The sequence below is a fragment of the Haloplanus ruber genome, from assembly GCF_024494725.1.
In the GTDB taxonomy this organism is placed as follows: Archaea; Halobacteriota; Halobacteria; order Halobacteriales; family Haloferacaceae; genus Haloplanus; species Haloplanus ruber.
This window is the reverse complement of sequence record NZ_JANHDK010000001.1, coordinates 959,709-975,301: the sequence shown is the minus strand read 5'-3', so window position 1 is coordinate 975,301 and position 15,593 is coordinate 959,709. Positions and strand designations below refer to the sequence as shown.

The 15,593-nt window shown below is 56.6% G+C and carries 20 protein-coding genes; 6 read left to right on the top strand and 14 right to left on the bottom strand.

Annotated elements, in window-relative coordinates; all coding sequences use genetic code 11:
• Positions 1 to 10 precede the first annotated feature (10 nt).
• Complete coding sequence (locus NO878_RS05185) at positions 11 to 196, bottom strand: hypothetical protein (RefSeq protein WP_256404893.1); 186 nt, start codon at positions 194 to 196, stop codon at positions 11 to 13.
• Between the two features lie 618 nt (positions 197 to 814).
• On the opposite strand from NO878_RS05185, the gene NO878_RS05180 reads away from it, so the two are divergent.
• Positions 815 to 1,081 carry a hypothetical protein gene (locus NO878_RS05180; protein WP_256404892.1) on the top strand — a complete coding sequence of 89 codons (267 nt, stop codon included), beginning with the start codon at positions 815 to 817 and terminating at the stop codon, positions 1,079 to 1,081.
• A 179-nt stretch (positions 1,082 to 1,260) separates the two neighbouring features.
• Here NO878_RS05180 and NO878_RS05175 read toward each other — a convergent pair whose 3' ends face one another.
• From NO878_RS05175 to NO878_RS05165, 3 genes are read right to left on the bottom strand one after another with little or no spacing between them, the layout of a single operon-like run.
• Entirely contained in the window at positions 1,261 to 2,310 is a 1,050-nt protein-coding gene (locus tag NO878_RS05175) for a tyrosine-type recombinase/integrase (protein WP_256404891.1), read from the bottom strand.
• Positions 2,307 to 2,630, bottom strand: coding sequence for a hypothetical protein (locus NO878_RS05170; RefSeq protein ID WP_256404890.1), 324 nt, complete (start codon positions 2,628 to 2,630; stop codon positions 2,307 to 2,309). Before NO878_RS05170 ends, NO878_RS05175 begins: the two co-directional genes overlap by 4 nt.
• Positions 2,627 to 2,938, bottom strand: coding sequence for a helix-turn-helix domain-containing protein (locus NO878_RS05165; RefSeq protein ID WP_256404889.1), 312 nt, complete (start codon positions 2,936 to 2,938; stop codon positions 2,627 to 2,629). Before NO878_RS05165 ends, NO878_RS05170 begins: the two co-directional genes overlap by 4 nt.
• A gap of 352 nt (positions 2,939 to 3,290) precedes the next feature.
• On the opposite strand from NO878_RS05165, the gene NO878_RS05160 reads away from it, so the two are divergent.
• A complete protein-coding gene (locus NO878_RS05160; RefSeq protein ID WP_256404888.1) occupies positions 3,291 to 3,533 on the top strand; it encodes a helix-turn-helix domain-containing protein in 243 nt (80 codons plus the stop codon).
• 609 nt (positions 3,534 to 4,142) lie between these two features.
• Entirely contained in the window at positions 4,143 to 5,330 is a 1,188-nt protein-coding gene (locus NO878_RS05155) for a hypothetical protein (RefSeq protein ID WP_256404887.1), read from the top strand.
• Here the strand turns inward: NO878_RS05155 and NO878_RS05150 are convergent.
• From NO878_RS05150 to NO878_RS05140, 3 genes are all read right to left on the bottom strand, one after another.
• On the bottom strand, positions 5,327 to 5,797 hold the full coding sequence (locus NO878_RS05150) for a hypothetical protein (RefSeq protein ID WP_256404886.1): 471 nt from the start codon (positions 5,795 to 5,797) through the stop codon (positions 5,327 to 5,329). The genes NO878_RS05155 and NO878_RS05150 overlap by 4 nt on opposite strands.
• A gap of 106 nt (positions 5,798 to 5,903) precedes the next feature.
• Positions 5,904 to 6,905, bottom strand: a complete 1,002-nt coding sequence (locus tag NO878_RS05145; RefSeq protein ID WP_256404885.1) for a Cdc6/Cdc18 family protein — start codon at positions 6,903 to 6,905, stop codon at positions 5,904 to 5,906.
• A gap of 84 nt (positions 6,906 to 6,989) precedes the next feature.
• A complete protein-coding gene (locus NO878_RS05140; protein ID WP_256404884.1) occupies positions 6,990 to 7,226 on the bottom strand; it encodes a hypothetical protein in 237 nt (78 codons plus the stop codon).
• Between the two features lie 85 nt (positions 7,227 to 7,311).
• Here NO878_RS05140 and NO878_RS05135 point away from each other — a divergent pair, with 85 nt between their 5' ends.
• Entirely contained in the window at positions 7,312 to 8,118 is an 807-nt protein-coding gene (locus NO878_RS05135) for a hypothetical protein (RefSeq protein WP_256404883.1), read from the top strand.
• Positions 8,119 to 8,239: 121 nt separating this feature from the next.
• Here NO878_RS05135 and NO878_RS05130 read toward each other — a convergent pair whose 3' ends face one another.
• Positions 8,240 to 8,569, bottom strand: coding sequence for a hypothetical protein (locus NO878_RS05130; protein WP_256404882.1), 330 nt, complete (start codon positions 8,567 to 8,569; stop codon positions 8,240 to 8,242).
• Between the two features lie 6 nt (positions 8,570 to 8,575).
• On the opposite strand from NO878_RS05130, the gene NO878_RS05125 reads away from it, so the two are divergent.
• On the top strand, positions 8,576 to 9,190 hold the full coding sequence (locus tag NO878_RS05125) for a hypothetical protein (protein ID WP_256404881.1): 615 nt from the start codon (positions 8,576 to 8,578) through the stop codon (positions 9,188 to 9,190).
• 68 nt (positions 9,191 to 9,258) lie between these two features.
• On the opposite strand, the gene NO878_RS05120 is transcribed toward NO878_RS05125, so the two are convergent.
• The 3 genes from NO878_RS05120 to NO878_RS05110 form a co-directional block, all read right to left on the bottom strand.
• Complete coding sequence (locus NO878_RS05120) at positions 9,259 to 10,251, bottom strand: DNA-methyltransferase (protein ID WP_256404880.1); 993 nt, start codon at positions 10,249 to 10,251, stop codon at positions 9,259 to 9,261.
• 78 nt (positions 10,252 to 10,329) lie between these two features.
• A complete protein-coding gene (locus NO878_RS05115) occupies positions 10,330 to 11,280 on the bottom strand; it encodes a hypothetical protein (RefSeq protein WP_256404879.1) in 951 nt (316 codons plus the stop codon).
• 117 nt (positions 11,281 to 11,397) lie between these two features.
• A complete protein-coding gene (locus NO878_RS05110; protein WP_256404083.1) occupies positions 11,398 to 11,598 on the bottom strand; it encodes a ribbon-helix-helix domain-containing protein in 201 nt (66 codons plus the stop codon).
• Positions 11,599 to 12,022: 424 nt separating this feature from the next.
• Here NO878_RS05110 and NO878_RS05105 point away from each other — a divergent pair, with 424 nt between their 5' ends.
• Positions 12,023 to 12,238, top strand: a complete 216-nt coding sequence (locus NO878_RS05105) for a hypothetical protein (protein WP_256404878.1) — start codon at positions 12,023 to 12,025, stop codon at positions 12,236 to 12,238.
• Here the strand turns inward: NO878_RS05105 and NO878_RS05100 are convergent.
• The 3 genes from NO878_RS05100 to NO878_RS05090 all read right to left on the bottom strand — a co-directional run bounded on the left by NO878_RS05100 (position 12,235) and on the right by NO878_RS05090 (position 15,511).
• Positions 12,235 to 12,510: a hypothetical protein gene (locus NO878_RS05100; RefSeq protein ID WP_256404877.1), complete on the bottom strand. Its 276-nt coding sequence runs from the start codon at positions 12,508 to 12,510 to the stop codon at positions 12,235 to 12,237. The genes NO878_RS05105 and NO878_RS05100 overlap by 4 nt on opposite strands.
• A gap of 188 nt (positions 12,511 to 12,698) precedes the next feature.
• On the bottom strand, positions 12,699 to 13,109 hold the full coding sequence (locus tag NO878_RS05095; protein ID WP_256404876.1) for a hypothetical protein: 411 nt from the start codon (positions 13,107 to 13,109) through the stop codon (positions 12,699 to 12,701).
• Positions 13,040 to 15,511 carry a hypothetical protein gene (locus NO878_RS05090; RefSeq protein WP_256404875.1) on the bottom strand — a complete coding sequence of 824 codons (2,472 nt, stop codon included), beginning with the start codon at positions 15,509 to 15,511 and terminating at the stop codon, positions 13,040 to 13,042. The genes NO878_RS05095 and NO878_RS05090 overlap by 70 nt, the downstream gene beginning before the upstream one ends.
• Between the last annotated feature and the right edge of the window lie 82 nt (positions 15,512 to 15,593).

Sequence of the window (15,593 nt, the reverse complement as noted above, 5' to 3'; positions counted from 1 at the left end):
CGAACGGTATCTATCGGGCGTCGCTCAGACGAGCAGCCACGTACCCGATGAGGACTCCCACCGAGATGACAATCAAATCAGAATCCACGGTCACCACGCCAAACAGGCTCAGATAGTTGATGAGGAGGAAGAATACGAATCCGAGAATAAGTGCCCCAAAGAGAGGGACAACGTCCTTTCTCTGAACCACAGACATTACACTGCGGTAGACCGGTCTTTGGTAAATGCTTTCCCTGAATCTACAGATGTGATTCGTCGTTAGTCGCCGGATCAACTCCGACTCACTTGCGCCGTGTATTCAGCATTACCCTCGACACCTATCGACTATTCGTCAACGTATCCATGACCGATACAGGGGGTGTAGCCACCACGTTGTAGTGCCCTTCTGCCAGTCCGTCGATAGACCACTGGTCAGTGATTTGTGGCGCGCAGCTGATTCAGATAGTTATCCCACCGAACAGCACCGCTACGCCAACAAAAAGGAGACCGATCCCGAGAACGAGTGTTCGACGCTGCGATCGGGTCCGATTGCCGGTGGCGTTTCGGGCTAGGAGGCTGTATCTCGCAAAACGCTTCGCGTGATATGCAGGCCTTCTGGTAATATCGAGTCCAATGAGGATGAATATAATCCCAGTGAGAATAAATCCGGAATTCACACTCTGAGTTGGATGAACAACGCCGCGTAATAAAATTCTGTGTGTAACCAATACGCGCTCTGTACTCAGCACGCCAGTATCACGAACTGGACGTCTCGCGCGACACAGCCGTGTCTGAATCAAGAGTGTCCGCACAGTAAGCCCCGCCGCAACTGCGAGTGGACCACCCTGACGAAGGCGAGCAAGTGCTCGTCCTCGGAGTCTCCGCACCCGGTGCGGCGGAGATCGATCACGTGGCAGCTGAACATCGGCCGCGATCCGGCGGACGTCGACGCGCGCGCTGCGACGACACCGGGCGTGATCCGACGCTACGACGATCAGCTGGTCTCGACGCCGAGCTTCGACGGCGGATCACGGCGTTCGACGAGATCGACATCTGCGAGCATAGCGACCCGACCGACATCGACGAGGAACTCTCAGAATGAGCCAACGCACGCTCTACCGAACCGACGAACAGCGCCATGACCACGGCCGTAGCTCTCGCTCACTTTTCGTTAGTAACGCGGAATTGAGAGGTGGTAAAACCCCCCGAAACACTTTATTTCAGAGTGGGGTTGGAGGGCGCGGAACCGATTGTCGGTCCATGCAGCGGTCGTGGATCGTGTTACGCTGAATCATCATCTTCCTCGTCGCTATCGGTCAGAATGTCGAGATTCTCCGTGTCGGGGCGCCGCCGGTCGAGCGCGTCGTCGAGGTCGGCCTTATCGTAGTACCGACGGATCGTCTCCGGCTTCGAGGCGACCCGCTGGGCGACCTTCACGTAGCTCAGGCCCCGGTTCAACTGCCACGTGATCGACCCGGTTCGGATCGCGTGAGGTGACCGACCCGACGGGCACTTGGAGGCGTGACTCTTCGTCGTGAATTCGCACTTGTCCCGCTGCCGGTTGTGTGGGCACGCAATCGCGACGCACGGCTGCGTCGCCTGGTACGCCCACGTCTGAATCGTCGATCCCGCAGGGCGGCCGAAGCGGGTCGTGAACAACGGCGTGCGGCCGTTGTCGTCCTTCTTTTCCGCCCGTTCGCGTTCGATGTAGAAATTCAGCGCGTCCGCGATCGGTTCGGGGAGTACGACGTTTCGCTCGTGTTCACTCCCGTCCTTCAGCCGCGTCGGCGGCCGGTGTCTGAACTTCAGTTTCCGCTCCTCAGGATACCAGTCTCCCAAGTCCAAGGCGCGCACACAGCCGGTGCGCGCGCCGATGTGCCAGAGGACTTCGAGCAAGACGTGATGAACCGTTCCGTACTCGCTCGTACTCTGCCGGTAGAACTCGATGACCCGCGTGGCATCGTCGGCTTCGAGTTTGTCGTCCTTCGTCTGTTCGTCCTTCGAGAGCTTCGGAATCTCGACGGAGTTCGGAAGGCCCTCTTCGGCGACGCCGATCCGAACGCAGTACTTCGCGAGTTCGTTCAGCGACACCATCTTCCCCTGAACCGTGGCCGGCGCGTCGCCGCGCTCGTCGAGGAACCGCTCGTACTCGTCGACGAGCCACCCATCGAGGTCGCTCATCGTCTCGATCTCGTCGTGTTCGTGCGCCCACCGAACGAACTGCCGAAGGCGGTTCTTGTAGCTCCGCACCGTCTTGTCGGTGTTCTTGTTCTGCCGCTTCGCGATGAAGCGTTTGAGCGCGTCGGCAGGGGTTAGCTCTCGGTCGCTCACCGCGACGCACCTCCCTCGTCGGTGACCAGATCGCGGAGGTCGCTCGTATCGCCGCCGTCGTCCTCCTCGTCGGCTAGCTCTTCGGTGAACGTCTCGACCTCCTCACGGAACAGTCGAAAGAACTCCCGCGTCGACGCTTCGGTCGTTACCGACGAGTGTTGCTTGGTGATCGAGTTGACGAGCGACTCGAACACTTGGTCTTCGTCCTCGAGGACTTCGATGCCGTCGGCGAGGCGCCGATACGCGAGCGCCTTCTGGAACATCCGCGTGTTGACGACGGCGTGAATCTCCTCGTCGGAGAGTTCGTTCGTGTCGATCACGCCGATTCACCCCCTGCCGGCACGAGACGGAACCCACACGCCTCGGCGACGGCGGCGGCGTGATCACGAAGCACCTGCCGGCCGTACTCGGTGAGTCGGTATTCGTTCGTCCGTCCGTCGACGCCCTCGCTCGCCACCAGGTCCCGGCCCGTGAGTGCCGGGAGGTTCTGGTAGACGACGTTGTCGCTTCGCTCGAAGGCGTCCCGGAGCGCAGGGCCGGTGATCGGCCCGGCGTCGGCGACGATCCGCAGCAGTTCCTGCTGGACGGTCGTCAGCGACTCGTACCCGTTGGTGGTGGATCGGCTCATGCGACCACCTGCGCGGTAGAAGTTCGTTCCTCGTGCTGTGCGTCCGCTCGTGCGGGGGATTCAAGCCCCGTGTCGTCGATATTCGACATGGCTTCCGTAGCCGGAGTACGGGAGCCCGCGCGGACCTGACGCCCCAAACGTCGAGGTCCGCACCTTCTCTCGATGCGTCTACCATCGAGATAGCTCCCGTTACAAACAGTCCTGTAGTCAAACCACTTAGTCTTTACCAACAGGGTTGTTTGTCTTACCACCAACTTCGTCTTAGACGGATTCAGCATGAAAATTATAAAGCAGTGCGCTACGCGTTGATTTTCACATGCCGCGCCCGGCGTTAGCATCGTGGATGACCCCGATGGACCGGGATATCCTCGGGCTTCTCGAAAACCGTGGTCAGGAGCTAGTACTGACGCCGGGATTAGTCGCAGCGAACACTGATTGGAGCCGACAAGCTGTCCGCGAACACATGCTCCGTCTCCAAGATCACGGCCTCGTCGAATACTACGACGAAGCCCGCTCGATCTACCAACTCTCCAATCGCGGTCGAGCGTGGCTTGCCGGCGATCTCTCAACCGATGACCTCGAAGACGATTCGTAGGGGTAGCTTCGGGGTTGTCGTGATTTCGCTTCAGATGAGTGGTTCGTCGCGTGCCAACGCCGGATGACTCCGGTGGCCGAAGTCGCTGCATGGACGGGTGAAGGTACTAAAGGAATAAACGGCGAATGCGCCGGTGGGCAAAAGCCGGCCTGAAACATCTGAATATGGCACAGTCGATAGCGTGCGCGGCTTTACTGTCGGCGGAAGAAGATGGGAAAATATGAAAAAAGAGCGAGTCTCTGCCGGATGAGACCCCCTTCGTTTCGTGACTGCATCCCTACTTCGTCTGTCGATTACGAAGTTCTATTTTCACTTTCACCTTGGTCACATTACGCTTTTATTGGCAGGCAGTCTAACCAGTAGCTAACAAGAATATAGGTGCCTACAAAGATTCTGCTGGATGTACGGCCGTGCCAGCGGCCGTCCAACCAACTGGTCTCTCCCGTCGATCTTCGACCACCCGCACCTGGGAACGGGTGGAACTTGGGATTACCGGTTGGGGTATTATCAACAGTTCCAGAGAACACAACCACCGAGGAGTCGGGGCGGTTCCCGGGTGACGTTCTGGACCGTCACCCGTTCCCGACGACCGGTACCAACTCATAGGACATGGCTAAATTCCAAGTCGAAACGGACTATATCAGCGATCAGGGACTCACCGCTCGTCGACGGATTCTCCTCAACGAGAAGGTCATCGAGACACCGACAGCGGCAACTCCTATCGGACGTGCAGCTCACCAAGACACACCTGCCGAAGAGAGTAGAGGGGTGAACGAACTCCACCGAACAGTATCGACCAAGAGTCTCAAAAAATCGATGCGAGATGAGTCGTCAACAATCGCTGACAAACTTCGACGGAACTACCGGAAGACCAACGACGACGAGGTAACCATCGCATTCGCGTCCTACCAAGACGCTCACCAGATCGGTCGGCAAGAGATGGAACACCTAGCCGACCTGTATGAGAGGTGGACTGATATCATGTCTGTGCCTCTCATGCCGGAGTTAGTGGGTTCCATCGATACAGACGAAGGTGTGAGTGACTCTGCGTTCCAATCATACCGTGCTACTCTGGAACGCGCCATTGAAATCTACCGTGAGCGGGTTCCTGAGATGCCCGTCATGGGGGTTATCCCACCGCTCGGTTGGGAATATGTTCGGAGCATCCTCGACCTGTACGGTAAGCATAACATCCGGGCATTCTGTCTCAACCTCAACCGACGCCGGATCACCGCGGGGCGTCAAGTTGGGATGGTGACTCCCCTCATGCGACATCTCGCGCGACGAGACATCGCAGACGGGGTTCTCACCTACCTCATTAACCCAAATCCCTACGGGCCCGCTCTCTCCGAGGAGATTCGCTCCGCCGCGGACGTGGCAAGCTACGGCATGGGAATCGACATTATCGGTGATTGCCACGTTTCTCCGGGCGGTTTCGACTCCGACGATGAAGCTCCGACGACATTCCGCCTCTTCAACAAGGATACCTACGCCTACGAGGACGTGCTTCTCACCAACCTCAAGGACCGTCTCCCCTCGGATACGGGATTAGATCCTGACCGTGTTTTTCAGCGGTGTAAGGACTCACCCGAGAATGGGCTCTATCAGATGCAGAAGCTGGTGAATATGGAGCAGATCGCCTTGGCCGGACGAGAGGTTCAACAAAAATCTCGCTCAGATGTCTTTGACCATCTGACCGGGAAAGCAGGCGTGACAGCAGACACGCAGGAAGCGTACGAGACGGTTCGAAGTGGATTCGATACAGGGTCCTCTCAAACTGGGCTCTCCGATTTCTAATCGGAAGGCTCAGCAGCGGGGCATTCTCCGAATCCCGCCATACGCTCGTGTTCCAGCGTTTTGAGCGGTTCTCCACAGTAGGGGCAGAGATCGTATTGCGGCAGCTCCTCGCCAAATTTGACACTTACTTCAGCCAGTTTCGACCACCCTTTTTTAAACCCGTTCGTGCTCGGCTTCCCTTCCCACAGTAGTAGCTGGCAATCCGGCCCGGGGACGGTCAATAAGTAGTTCTTCGTCCCAGAATCTAGCACCAATTTCGGCCCATAATACGTTTCTGTACGTTGAGCAACAGTGAACGAATCGGGGACATCCGGGCCCGGACGGTGTTCCGACTCTATGTTGACCACCCTGACTTCATCATGTCTCTCAGCCCGAAGTGCTACCATCTTTGAGTCGTAATCCGTCACAGGATCGCCAATCGGGATTTTCCCCTCCTGTGCCGGGATGCCATTTTCCACTTGCTCCATTTTTGCCCACGGGAGAACTCTAAGCCTAGTAGGTGTTAAATGTGCACTAGAGGTAGTTTCTTACCTCATTTTTAGAGGCTCCCGGTCACGAGTGACTTAATTCTGATTACGGTTCAAAAACTCGGTATTCACTCCCTCGCGTCGCCCCTATCTTCTCAATTAGTTCGTAGTACTCCAACGACCGCAAATACCGATACCGCGTCGAACTCGATTTCGGATTCTGCGCTCGCTCCTCGTACTCGGCGTGCAACTTGCTCGCCCCGATCTCTCCGTACTCCCGAATGATCTGGTAGAGCAACCGCTGGTGCGTCGAGAGCAACTCGACCTTCCGCTGGTGAACCTCCGCCTCGGCATCGTTCACCGCATCCTCGACGAGTTCCGGACTCAACGAGACGCCCTCGTACTCCGCTCGCTGTGCCGCCCGTCGGAGCAACGTGATCGCGAATCGAGCGTCTCCCGCCGCGAGGTCCGCGATCCGATCAATCGTCGCCCCGTCGGTCGCCCCGGCCACAAGACCGGCGTCGATCCGACCCTTGAGGATATCCACGAGTTCGTGGTGCCGATACTTTTCCAGGTGGAGCGACGCGGCCGAGCGCACGCGCTTTGCCACCCGCAGATCGAGGTCGGTCAGGAGCGAGTCCTCGTCGACGCAGATCATGACCGTCGTGACATTCGGAATCTCGAAAAAAGAGACGAGGAGCGAGTGATCCGCGAGTACGTCGACCTCGTCGAGGATGATCACCACCTGGTCGTCGAGCTGGCGCACCCTGTCGAGATACTGGTCGGTGGAGGTCGCGTCGATCTGGAGATCGAGGCCGAGACCGGCGTCGCGGAGGAGGGCGTGGAGGACGCCCGTAACCGTCGTGTTGGCGAGGCAGTTCGCGTAGCCGGTACGGACGCCGAGTGTTTCGCGTTCGAGTTCGTCGACGACGTACTTCGCGGTGGTCGTCTTGCCGGCGCCGGAGGGGCCGGTGATGAGTACGTCCTCGCCAGGGCGGTCGTCTTGAATCGAACTGAGGCAGAATGAGAGGTGCTGAATCGCACCTTCGCGGTGGTGGAGTTCCGAGGGAACGAACTCGTCGCGGAGTGCGCGGGCATCACGTATCATCTCGACAGAGGTTTCGGAGGATGGTGCTTTGAAAGTCAGCCGAGCGGAGTGAAAGTAATAATATCGACAATCGGTTTGGAGTGGCTATTCGTCTGCCCACATTCTATTATGCCCGATGACGTTGAATCTCAAAAATCGCCAGATAGAGTTTGGTTGGAGAACATCTTCCCCTTGGATTTGTGCATCTAAAATATCTCCCGGGCTTAAGTCGGTGATCTGATCGGCCATATCTTCATCATAGTATTCGTGCTCAGTCTCAACTGAGACGATAGTCATATTGTCCAAGTCGCGTAGGTCAATATCATTCTCATTGAGTCTCATAACAGCAAATCGAGTTTCACGAATTTGAGCCATAGGACATTAATTTCGCTTCCAGTTTTAAGTAAACCGGCACATAAATACAACTATGGCTACTCGACCCAGGGAACTCCCGGGAAGAGATGTCTTCGAATCTCTACAGAAATTTGAGTGGAGGTATCAAACTCTCCAATCGGACTTTGAAGCGCTACTGGATGTCAACTCTCCGGAGCCCAGTCAGACTGTTTCTCAGCATCGCTTTACTGTCCGTTCAAATCTACACGAGGCTGAACGACAACTTCATCATTACTTGTCTGGATATTATACATTTAAGAGCCTGACTACCACCTTAGCTGAAACTTCTCCTGACCCAGAATTTTGTGGCCGGGTGAAACACCGGCGTGATCAATTTGCAACAGTAGAATCTACTCGAATCATCCTTGGATTACGGCACTATGTTCAACACCACAATATTTTGCCACTATTAGTAGGGATATCCTCATTGACTGAGGATGGTCCTTGGTATGTAATAAATAAAAGAGAATTGAGGTTAGATGACTTCGAATACAGAGAGCCCCAGTTAGTAATGGATATCGGGAATTACGATCCCTGGTTTGACTACTATTACGAGGGTGTTGAGGAGATCTGTATCTATCCGTTTCACACAATTCACAGGAACTGGAGAGAAGTCGAATCACTACGCGAAGACATCTATGAGCTGGCAAGAACTCACCTTGCCGAGGAAATTGAAGAATACGTAGAGCGATTAGAGGAACTCACCGAAGTAAGGGATGAACTCCGTGGCCAGATCGATGCCTTTGACGAGTTGATCGAGGAGGTTGGGGAGACAATTATCCCGGAACTACGAGAGCTTCTGCAACCGGACATATACGACAGATTGGTTGATGATGAGTGATATTGCTTGGAGTACTTTCCCGAATTGAGGCTATCACGGATTTTGTCTGAGGCGAGGAACTACGGGATAAATAGAGGGAATCTGAAAGGGAGGAAAACAAAGTAACCCGTCGGTGAGCCGGTCAGGAAAGGTCGTCTATGTCGTCGAGAATATCCGCTAACGCGTCCAATTCATCCCGCACCTCTTCAGTGTGATTCGGTTCCTTCTCGTTCGACTCTAACTCCTCCCCGAGGAGATAAGAGAGGTGACTGAGTTTGATTGTTTCCCGACGAAGCCGCTCGCTAAGACGTTCGTCGTCAAGCGCGTGCCCAATATCGACTCCGTCTCCATGTAGAAACCGTGCCTCAACGGTATCAACCAGTATCTGAACGAAATCTTGGTAGTGAACGATCTCACCGGGTTGCGGGGCTGGCGGATCGGTCACCAGCCTCGTCTCGTCGCCGTCGTCCATGTTAGTGTGATCGACGACGACGCATCCAACGCCGTCGACGTTCGGAGAGATCTCCCCGTCGGCCCGGTCGATATCCCTGAAGATCTCGACTGTCTCCTCTACCAGCTGGTCGATGCGGTCGTGCTCGGTGATATCGTCCTCGTCTCGCAGCGGCGAGTGGAATCGATCCGCCATGTTGATGAGGAGAACGCCGCCCGTCACGGCTCCGGGGTGGTGCCGGTGCATGATATCCGCGAAGGAGTTGATATCGCGCTGGCGGTTGCGACGAGCCTTCCCGTGCTCAGTCATGACGCTTTTCGCGTCGATTGCGAGCCAAACGGAGGCGAGTTCTTCCTCAGCGATTGGTCGATTCTCCTCGCCGAATTCCATTTGTACGTCGACGTCCTCGGCAGGAGGGCCGACTACGAGATCGGTATTCCACCGGGACTGTCCTTCACCAACCGTGTAATCCTCTTGGTAGACGAGTTCGCCGTTCCGGGCCGCCTCAGCGAACGCTTCGCTCTCGTGGAGGAGGTCGTCGAGCAGGAACAGACAGGAGGCGGAACCGTGGGCGGGCGAGCGAGGATGGTAGCCGTTCTCGCGAAGCCATTCGACGATTCGCTCGTCGCCGTAGGTATGTGACACGTCGCTAACCGTCCGACGGATGTCAAATAAACCTCTAGGTCTCTGCTAAGTGGTTTGCCGGGAGATCAGCGAACGACTTCGACGGAGAGATTCTCGTAGTTCGTGAGAGTGCCGCGCTCCTCTTTGATCCGCTTCTCTGCGATATCGACGTACGTCTCCTCGAGCTCGACACTGACGGAGTTTCGGCCGCACCGAGATGCGGCGACCGCAGTGGATCCCGTTCCGGCGAACGGATCGACGACGGTGTCGCCGACGAAGGAGAACATCCGAACCAGCCGTTCGGCAAGTTCTGTGGGGAAAGGTGCGGGGTGATCACGCTGTTTCTCTCCTTTGATGTCATCCCACAGTTGGCGGAACATCTTCTGGTGCCGGTCGGCCTCGATTGTGCTCAGAATCTTCTCCTCGACCGACGGGGAACGGTAGCCTCCCGGCTTCCGGAAGAGGAGGATATACTCAATGTCGTTCTTGATTACCGCGCCGGGCTCGTAGGGCTTGCCGAGGAAGCGGGCGTTCCCACCGGCTTCGAGCGAAGCGTTTCCGATCTTGTACCAGATCACCGGAGCGAGGTTGTCGAATCCGATATCGATGCAGTGCTCTTGGATCGTGGCGTGAAGTGGGAGCACTCGGTGCCGTCCGTGTTCGCTTCTAGAGCGAAGTACGTCGCCGACGACGACACACATTCGGCCACCAGGGACGAGCTTCTCGTAGCACTGTTTCCAGACTTGGTCGATCTGTTCGTTGAATTGCTCGTAGTCGCTGAGATCTCCGAGCTGATCCTCGCCACCAGTACCGTTCTCGTAGTCCTTGATATTGAAGTACGGCGGAGAGGTGACGACGAGTTCCACACTCTCCTCGTCCAGCATGGAAAGATCTCGGGCATCGCCTTGGTAAAGCTCGTGCTCAGATGGGAGACCCTTGACCGCTTGCTCGACTTCGTTCATTCGGCCCTTGTCCCGGGCCAACGCAGGAATTTCCGAGCGCAGCTCGGTACCTGACATAGAGAGAAGGGACCGACAGCTCTCAGGGATATGATCACGCAGCTCGTCCGGAGAGGTCATTATAGTTTGGTGGATCGGATTGGGCTAAAAGGTCTTGGAACCTCTAGCGATGAATTCGAGCGAAGGCAGAGTAGGTGACTACTGCACCTTCTGTTGAGTTATCGGCTTTATTTTATCATCTGAGAGATCACATAGCGCATCTCGAATTTCCTCGATTTCTCTTAGGAGATCGAACGCATTTTGACACTGACGGAGAGCCTTGTCACGACTGATATCGGAATATTCGGCGTGAGCAACGTTATTCCGATAATCAACTAAAATAGAAATTTCATGGAATTGGCGCTTCGAGAGGACTTTACCGCTCTCATTCGGCATGTCAACTCTCTTCAGAGCCACATTCTTGTGATAAAACTTGGTTTCGCTCCAAGGGCGCTCCTCACCGTATACATGTACAGATCTGATCTGACGGGTCTCACCCAGATCGAGTAGAGCTTTCTCGATAGCTCTGCCTAAAACAATGAGCGCCGTTGAGTAGTACCCCAAGCAGAACAGATCGGCCGCCTCTCGGGCTTCGTCTTCGAATCTATCGGGCGTTGGTGAGTTCAGATCCCAGTCTAGTCGTTCGATGTAGTCTTGAAGATGTGTATAGAATCCTGTTTGGCGAGAGTCGGACAAATTCCTACAGATTCTCTGAACCTCCCCGGCCAACGAGTACAATTGTTGCTCGTTCTCCAACGGGTTTCGGAACCGTCCTTCCTCGACTCTCCAGTACGCATGTGCCAAATCACTAGTGAAACTACTGAACCAAGATTCGTGGACAATCTCTGGAAAATTCCATTTGACAGCATCTGTGTGCTCCATCAACTGCCTGACTGCGAGTTTCGCTTCTCTTGTCTGCTCCCGAGTTACTGACTCATCAGCGTCGGTGTACGCTTCATCGAATTCTTTTAATTCGTCGATATAATTAGCAATCTCATTTATGATGGTATGAAGCCGAAATATTCTCTCATAGATGTTGCTTCGAGCATAAAACCAAGGCGCATCAAGTGCTCGATAATCTAGATCCTCACTGTCCAGGTCTCTTGTCATAACTTACTGTTCGAGCGTGTCATAGAACTCTTCACATACTATAGTCAGTTTGAGTACTATTATAGCAGGTTATTTGCTTAGATATGCGTGCACCAGGTGCACAGCGTTTAAAACTAGTTATAGAGTGCCCTTTCGTTTCCGAATAATGATTTCTCGAACCCGTTCAATGTGGTTCGTCTCAGATTGAACGAATGCTGTGAGGATGGCTTCGACGATCTCGGAGCGGCTGACTCCGAGATCGTCACACTCAGCGACCAGTTCATCCACTTCTCGCACAATTTCCTCGTCAACAGCGACGCCGAACTTCTCTTTCGCCATAGCTAACACAAGCTGAAAACAGCGTGCACCAAGTGTACGACGATTTGAACTTGTCTAAGCTGATTCAGCGATCCATGTGAACTCTTCTATGACAGGCTCTACTGTTCAGCAATGATCATAAAAAGACGGTGCTGCGGCGTGAGGAGGTATAGGCAGGTATCCATCGCAGATATCTCGGTGCGACCGCACGGGGTCGCACGTCGACAAATCCGGCACCTCCGGTTTTGCACACAACTCCCCTGATCTGTCGACCGAGACATATCAGAAATCAGTAAAAGAGTGTGCAAATCGACGGGGTCACCGCGCCGATCACGCCGGAGGCCCGACCCTCGTCTCGAAGGGGTATATAAACAGCCACCCGTTCAGCAACCTTAGCGAAACGACTAGGAGACCGTGTGTGCAAAATTAGACCATGCGTATAAGAATGACCGACCAGCGGGAGGATAGACTCCGGCGGCTCATGGAGGCGACCGGCGAGTCGACGAAGGCCGGAGCGATCGACGCCGCGATCAAACACTACCTGAACGACCTCGAAAACAAGCGGCGAGTCGCCGAGGAACTCCCGACCGACGCGCTCGAGGAACTCCATACACCGTGGCTCCCTCTCGAACGCGAGACGAGCGTCGGGCGAGATAACTAAACGGAGAGGAAGGGGATCGATCCGAGCGACGGAAGGCTCGCCACGTCCATCCAGCCCATCGCGATCGAGACGACGAGCAGGAGCCCCACCAGCGCCGCGCCGACGAAGCCTATTCGCGCGGTTCGCAACACTCGGGAGATCAGTGCCAGCGCCGAGTGACCGTGCCACACAACGATCACCGCCGTCGCGATCAGCCCCGCCTCGACGCCGTGGGCGCCGAGGAGCCCGGCGCCCGACTCAATCGCGCGCGCCAGCAACTCCTCGATGACCATCTACTCATCACCCCCGCCGTCTTGACCGAGGAACGGCACGGGTACGCTCAGGGGCCCCGACGTGGGTGGTTCGTGGGCGAGGCTCTTCATATGCCACACCGACAGCACAACGACGAGACCCGCCACTCGGAGGTTCACCCAAGACGATATTCCCAACAGACCGGCGGTGACTGATTCGCAGACCATACTCAGTCACCTCCGCGGAAGATCAGGCGATTCACGGTCTCAGGCGTCGAGCGCTCGCTTCGCCGCGCTCGCCACCACAGATAGAACACGCCACCGATCACGAGGATCAGCAGCGGCGCGACGTTCTCTGAGGTGAGCTGCTCGATCGCCGTCTGAACCGTCCCCGGAGCGACGAACTCCAACCCGAGGACGACCGACGCGATCGTCGAGGCGAGCCACACCTGTTGTGAGACTCTCCCCGTCCGGCGGAGGATCAGGTACGTCGCCAGCGGCACACCCGAGACGACGATCAGGATCGCCGTCCCGGACGGCAGTTGGAAGAGATCGAAGCGAGCCGCCACGATCAGGCTGACGACGCCGGTCGCGACCGCGGCGCGTCGATTCCCGAGCACCACACCCACGACTTGACCCATGTAGTCGAACAGCGACCGGAGCGCGCCGAGGAGGCCACGCCCGACCGTCGTGCCGAGCGAGCCAACGACCGGCCTGCGTCGTTAGCTGTCTCCTTGGCCGCGGCGGCCTCGTCGTCAGCGCTGCCACCGAAGATATCGAGCCGGCGCACGAGCACGATACCGCCGACGAGTACGCCGCCGATCAGCGCCACACCGCCGAGACCTTGGAACGATGGGATCGGAAGCGAGATACTCCCGAGGAATCCGCCCGCGTCGTCGGCGAACTGTCCAACCGCCGCGCCAGCGCCGCCTCCACCGCTGCTGGAGGATGACGACCCGCCGGAGTCCTCGAGGATCGCCCACGTCTCTTTAGAGTCGTCATCCTCGAAGACGGCCGGCGACTGGGCCGTGTCCGAATCAAGCACGATCGAGCGGGTCAGCGAGTTTAGCAGGTACTCGACACCCGTACGAGTGTTGTAGTACTCGACCGTCACGGGATCGCCACTTCCACCGGGACCGGGTCTCACCTTCAATTCGGGATTTTCTCCGGGCGAGACCACGTCGATCCGCACGTCGCCCTGCTCGGCCGAGACCTTCGTCTCTAAGTGCCGGACCCGCAACGTGTCACCGGTCTTCGCTTCCGGTAAGTGGAGTTGCTGATCGCCGTCGGCCTCGATCACGGCGTAGTCGGCCGTGGGATAGACCGAACTGTACGCATAGTGAACGCGACGGCCGCTCTCAGTCGGCCCCACATTCACGTAGAAGCCTTTACTCCGGGAATTGACCTTGAGTTGCGTGTCGAGTTCGCCGCCCGGTTTGGTGACATCGACGACCGAGACATTTCCATTCGCCACTTCGATCTTTCTGGCCGTGGCTCGCACCTCGATCGTATCGCCTGCCGAGAGGCTTCCGCCGCTCGCGTCGGACAGATACGCCACGAGTGTCGTGTTATCTCTGACGCGGTAGTTCTCCGCGCTGACAGCCGTCCACGACCCACTATTGAGTCGATACTCGACAGACTCCATACCGACGACAGATCCCGTGAACGGGAACGTGACCTTTGCGTCGGTCGTGTCGTCGGCATACGTCGTCGAGGCGTTGAAGTTCGACTCGAACGTCCCGCCCGAGTAGTCGATCTCTTGGCGCTTCGTCGCGGAGTGAGCATAGTCCAACTCATAGACGAGATCGGGCGCGTCAGCACTAACGGAGCCGTCCATCGAGACGTTGATTTGATTCGTGCCGGTCGTGATCCACTCATTCTGGATCGTGTACGTTCGCGTCTCTCCGTCGGCGAGCGTGAGATCCGTCCCGACGGTGTTGCCGTTCACCTCCAGTTTTGGCGAGTCCGTGCGCGTCCGCTCTTGGACCGCGACTTTCACATCAACGGACGAGTTCCCAGCCGTCGAGACAGTGAGCGTGTCGTCGGACGTGCTCAGACTTGAGACGGATTTTGTCACCGTCTCACCATCGGAGAGGAATCCGCTGACTCCGGCCGTCGAGCCGAAAGAAACCGACGGATCCTCGGTCTGAGTCACGTCATCATATTCGATCGAATATGACGCCACTCCCGAGTCCGTCGTGATGGTCATGTCCCCGGTGGTGATGTTGGGAGAGAGTGTCATCGAGGAGCCTTCAGAGACGGATTTGTCAATCGTCTCGGTATCTGTGGTAACGCTAACCGTCGATGGGGGAGAGGCAGCGTCTTCAGTACGGTAGACTTTGAAGTTATCACCCACATCGCCGTAGTTGTCCCCCTGTATTCCCGTATTCAGGCTCGACGAGTAGCTTCTCGCTTTGAAATATAGTTTCATATCACCCGAGACTGGAATCGGGTCCGATGTGGTCATCGTTGTCCAACCTGACGACGAAATTTCTCCGATCTTTGTTCCCTCAACAGACACGTCGATATACGCACCACTCTCAATACTCTCAGTCCAGTAAACTTCTAATCGAGAGACTTTCCGCGGCGCATTTGAGTAATATAGCGTCTCATGGTCGTCGCCTGCGTAGTCTGAGCCGTAAACGGCAATTGGGTTTGGATTGTAGTTCTGCTGATGCTTAGGCACGGAGAGTGAAACCGATTCGTTGATCGGCTCTCTGTTCCCGGTCACGGGGAGATCGATGGTTCCGGCGGTTGTGTTGGCGACACCCGTCACGGAGTCGTTTTCGATGGTCTTCCGTCCCGTGAACGTCACCGCGGGCTCTCCCTCTGGACCACTCGGACTGATCGTTCCCGCGACATCGGTCGAGAGCGTGTCCCTGTCCGAGAGGCCCGTCGCCGAGACGTTGTCCCATTCGGTATTCGTGACGCCCGTGATGTTGACCGAGAAGTCCTCGACGGCGGCGCCGTCTTGGATGCTGTACTGGTACTGTGTGCCGTCGCTCGGCGTTCCGGTGAGCGAGACACGTCCGGTGAACGTCACCGTGTTTGTCGAGAAGTGTGGCACGTCAAAGACGAGGTATCCGTCGACGTACTCGGCGCTCGCCGTCCACGTCGACCCATCG

Coding starts and splice junctions, on each gene's coding strand:
- NO878_RS05185 (WP_256404893.1), bottom strand. CDS start 196: ATGTCTGTGGTTCAGAGAAAGGACGTTGTCCCTCTCTTTGGGGCACTT.
- NO878_RS05165 (WP_256404889.1), bottom strand. CDS start 2,938: ATGAGCCGATCCACCACCAACGGGTACGAGTCGCTGACGACCGTCCAG.
- NO878_RS05160 (WP_256404888.1), top strand. CDS start 3,291: ATGGACCGGGATATCCTCGGGCTTCTCGAAAACCGTGGTCAGGAGCTA.
- NO878_RS05155 (WP_256404887.1), top strand. CDS start 4,143: ATGGCTAAATTCCAAGTCGAAACGGACTATATCAGCGATCAGGGACTC.
- NO878_RS05150 (WP_256404886.1), bottom strand. CDS start 5,797: ATGGAGCAAGTGGAAAATGGCATCCCGGCACAGGAGGGGAAAATCCCG.
- NO878_RS05145 (WP_256404885.1), bottom strand. CDS start 6,905: ATGATACGTGATGCCCGCGCACTCCGCGACGAGTTCGTTCCCTCGGAA.
- NO878_RS05140 (WP_256404884.1), bottom strand. CDS start 7,226: ATGAGACTCAATGAGAATGATATTGACCTACGCGACTTGGACAATATG.
- NO878_RS05135 (WP_256404883.1), top strand. CDS start 7,312: ATGGCTACTCGACCCAGGGAACTCCCGGGAAGAGATGTCTTCGAATCT.
- NO878_RS05130 (WP_256404882.1), bottom strand. CDS start 8,569: ATGGACGACGGCGACGAGACGAGGCTGGTGACCGATCCGCCAGCCCCG.
- NO878_RS05120 (WP_256404880.1), bottom strand. CDS start 10,251: ATGACCTCTCCGGACGAGCTGCGTGATCATATCCCTGAGAGCTGTCGG.
- NO878_RS05115 (WP_256404879.1), bottom strand. CDS start 11,280: ATGACAAGAGACCTGGACAGTGAGGATCTAGATTATCGAGCACTTGAT.
- NO878_RS05110 (WP_256404083.1), bottom strand. CDS start 11,598: ATGGCGAAAGAGAAGTTCGGCGTCGCTGTTGACGAGGAAATTGTGCGA.
- NO878_RS05105 (WP_256404878.1), top strand. CDS start 12,023: ATGACCGACCAGCGGGAGGATAGACTCCGGCGGCTCATGGAGGCGACC.
- NO878_RS05100 (WP_256404877.1), bottom strand. CDS start 12,510: ATGGTCATCGAGGAGTTGCTGGCGCGCGCGATTGAGTCGGGCGCCGGG.
- NO878_RS05095 (WP_256404876.1), bottom strand. CDS start 13,109: ATGGGTCAAGTCGTGGGTGTGGTGCTCGGGAATCGACGCGCCGCGGTC.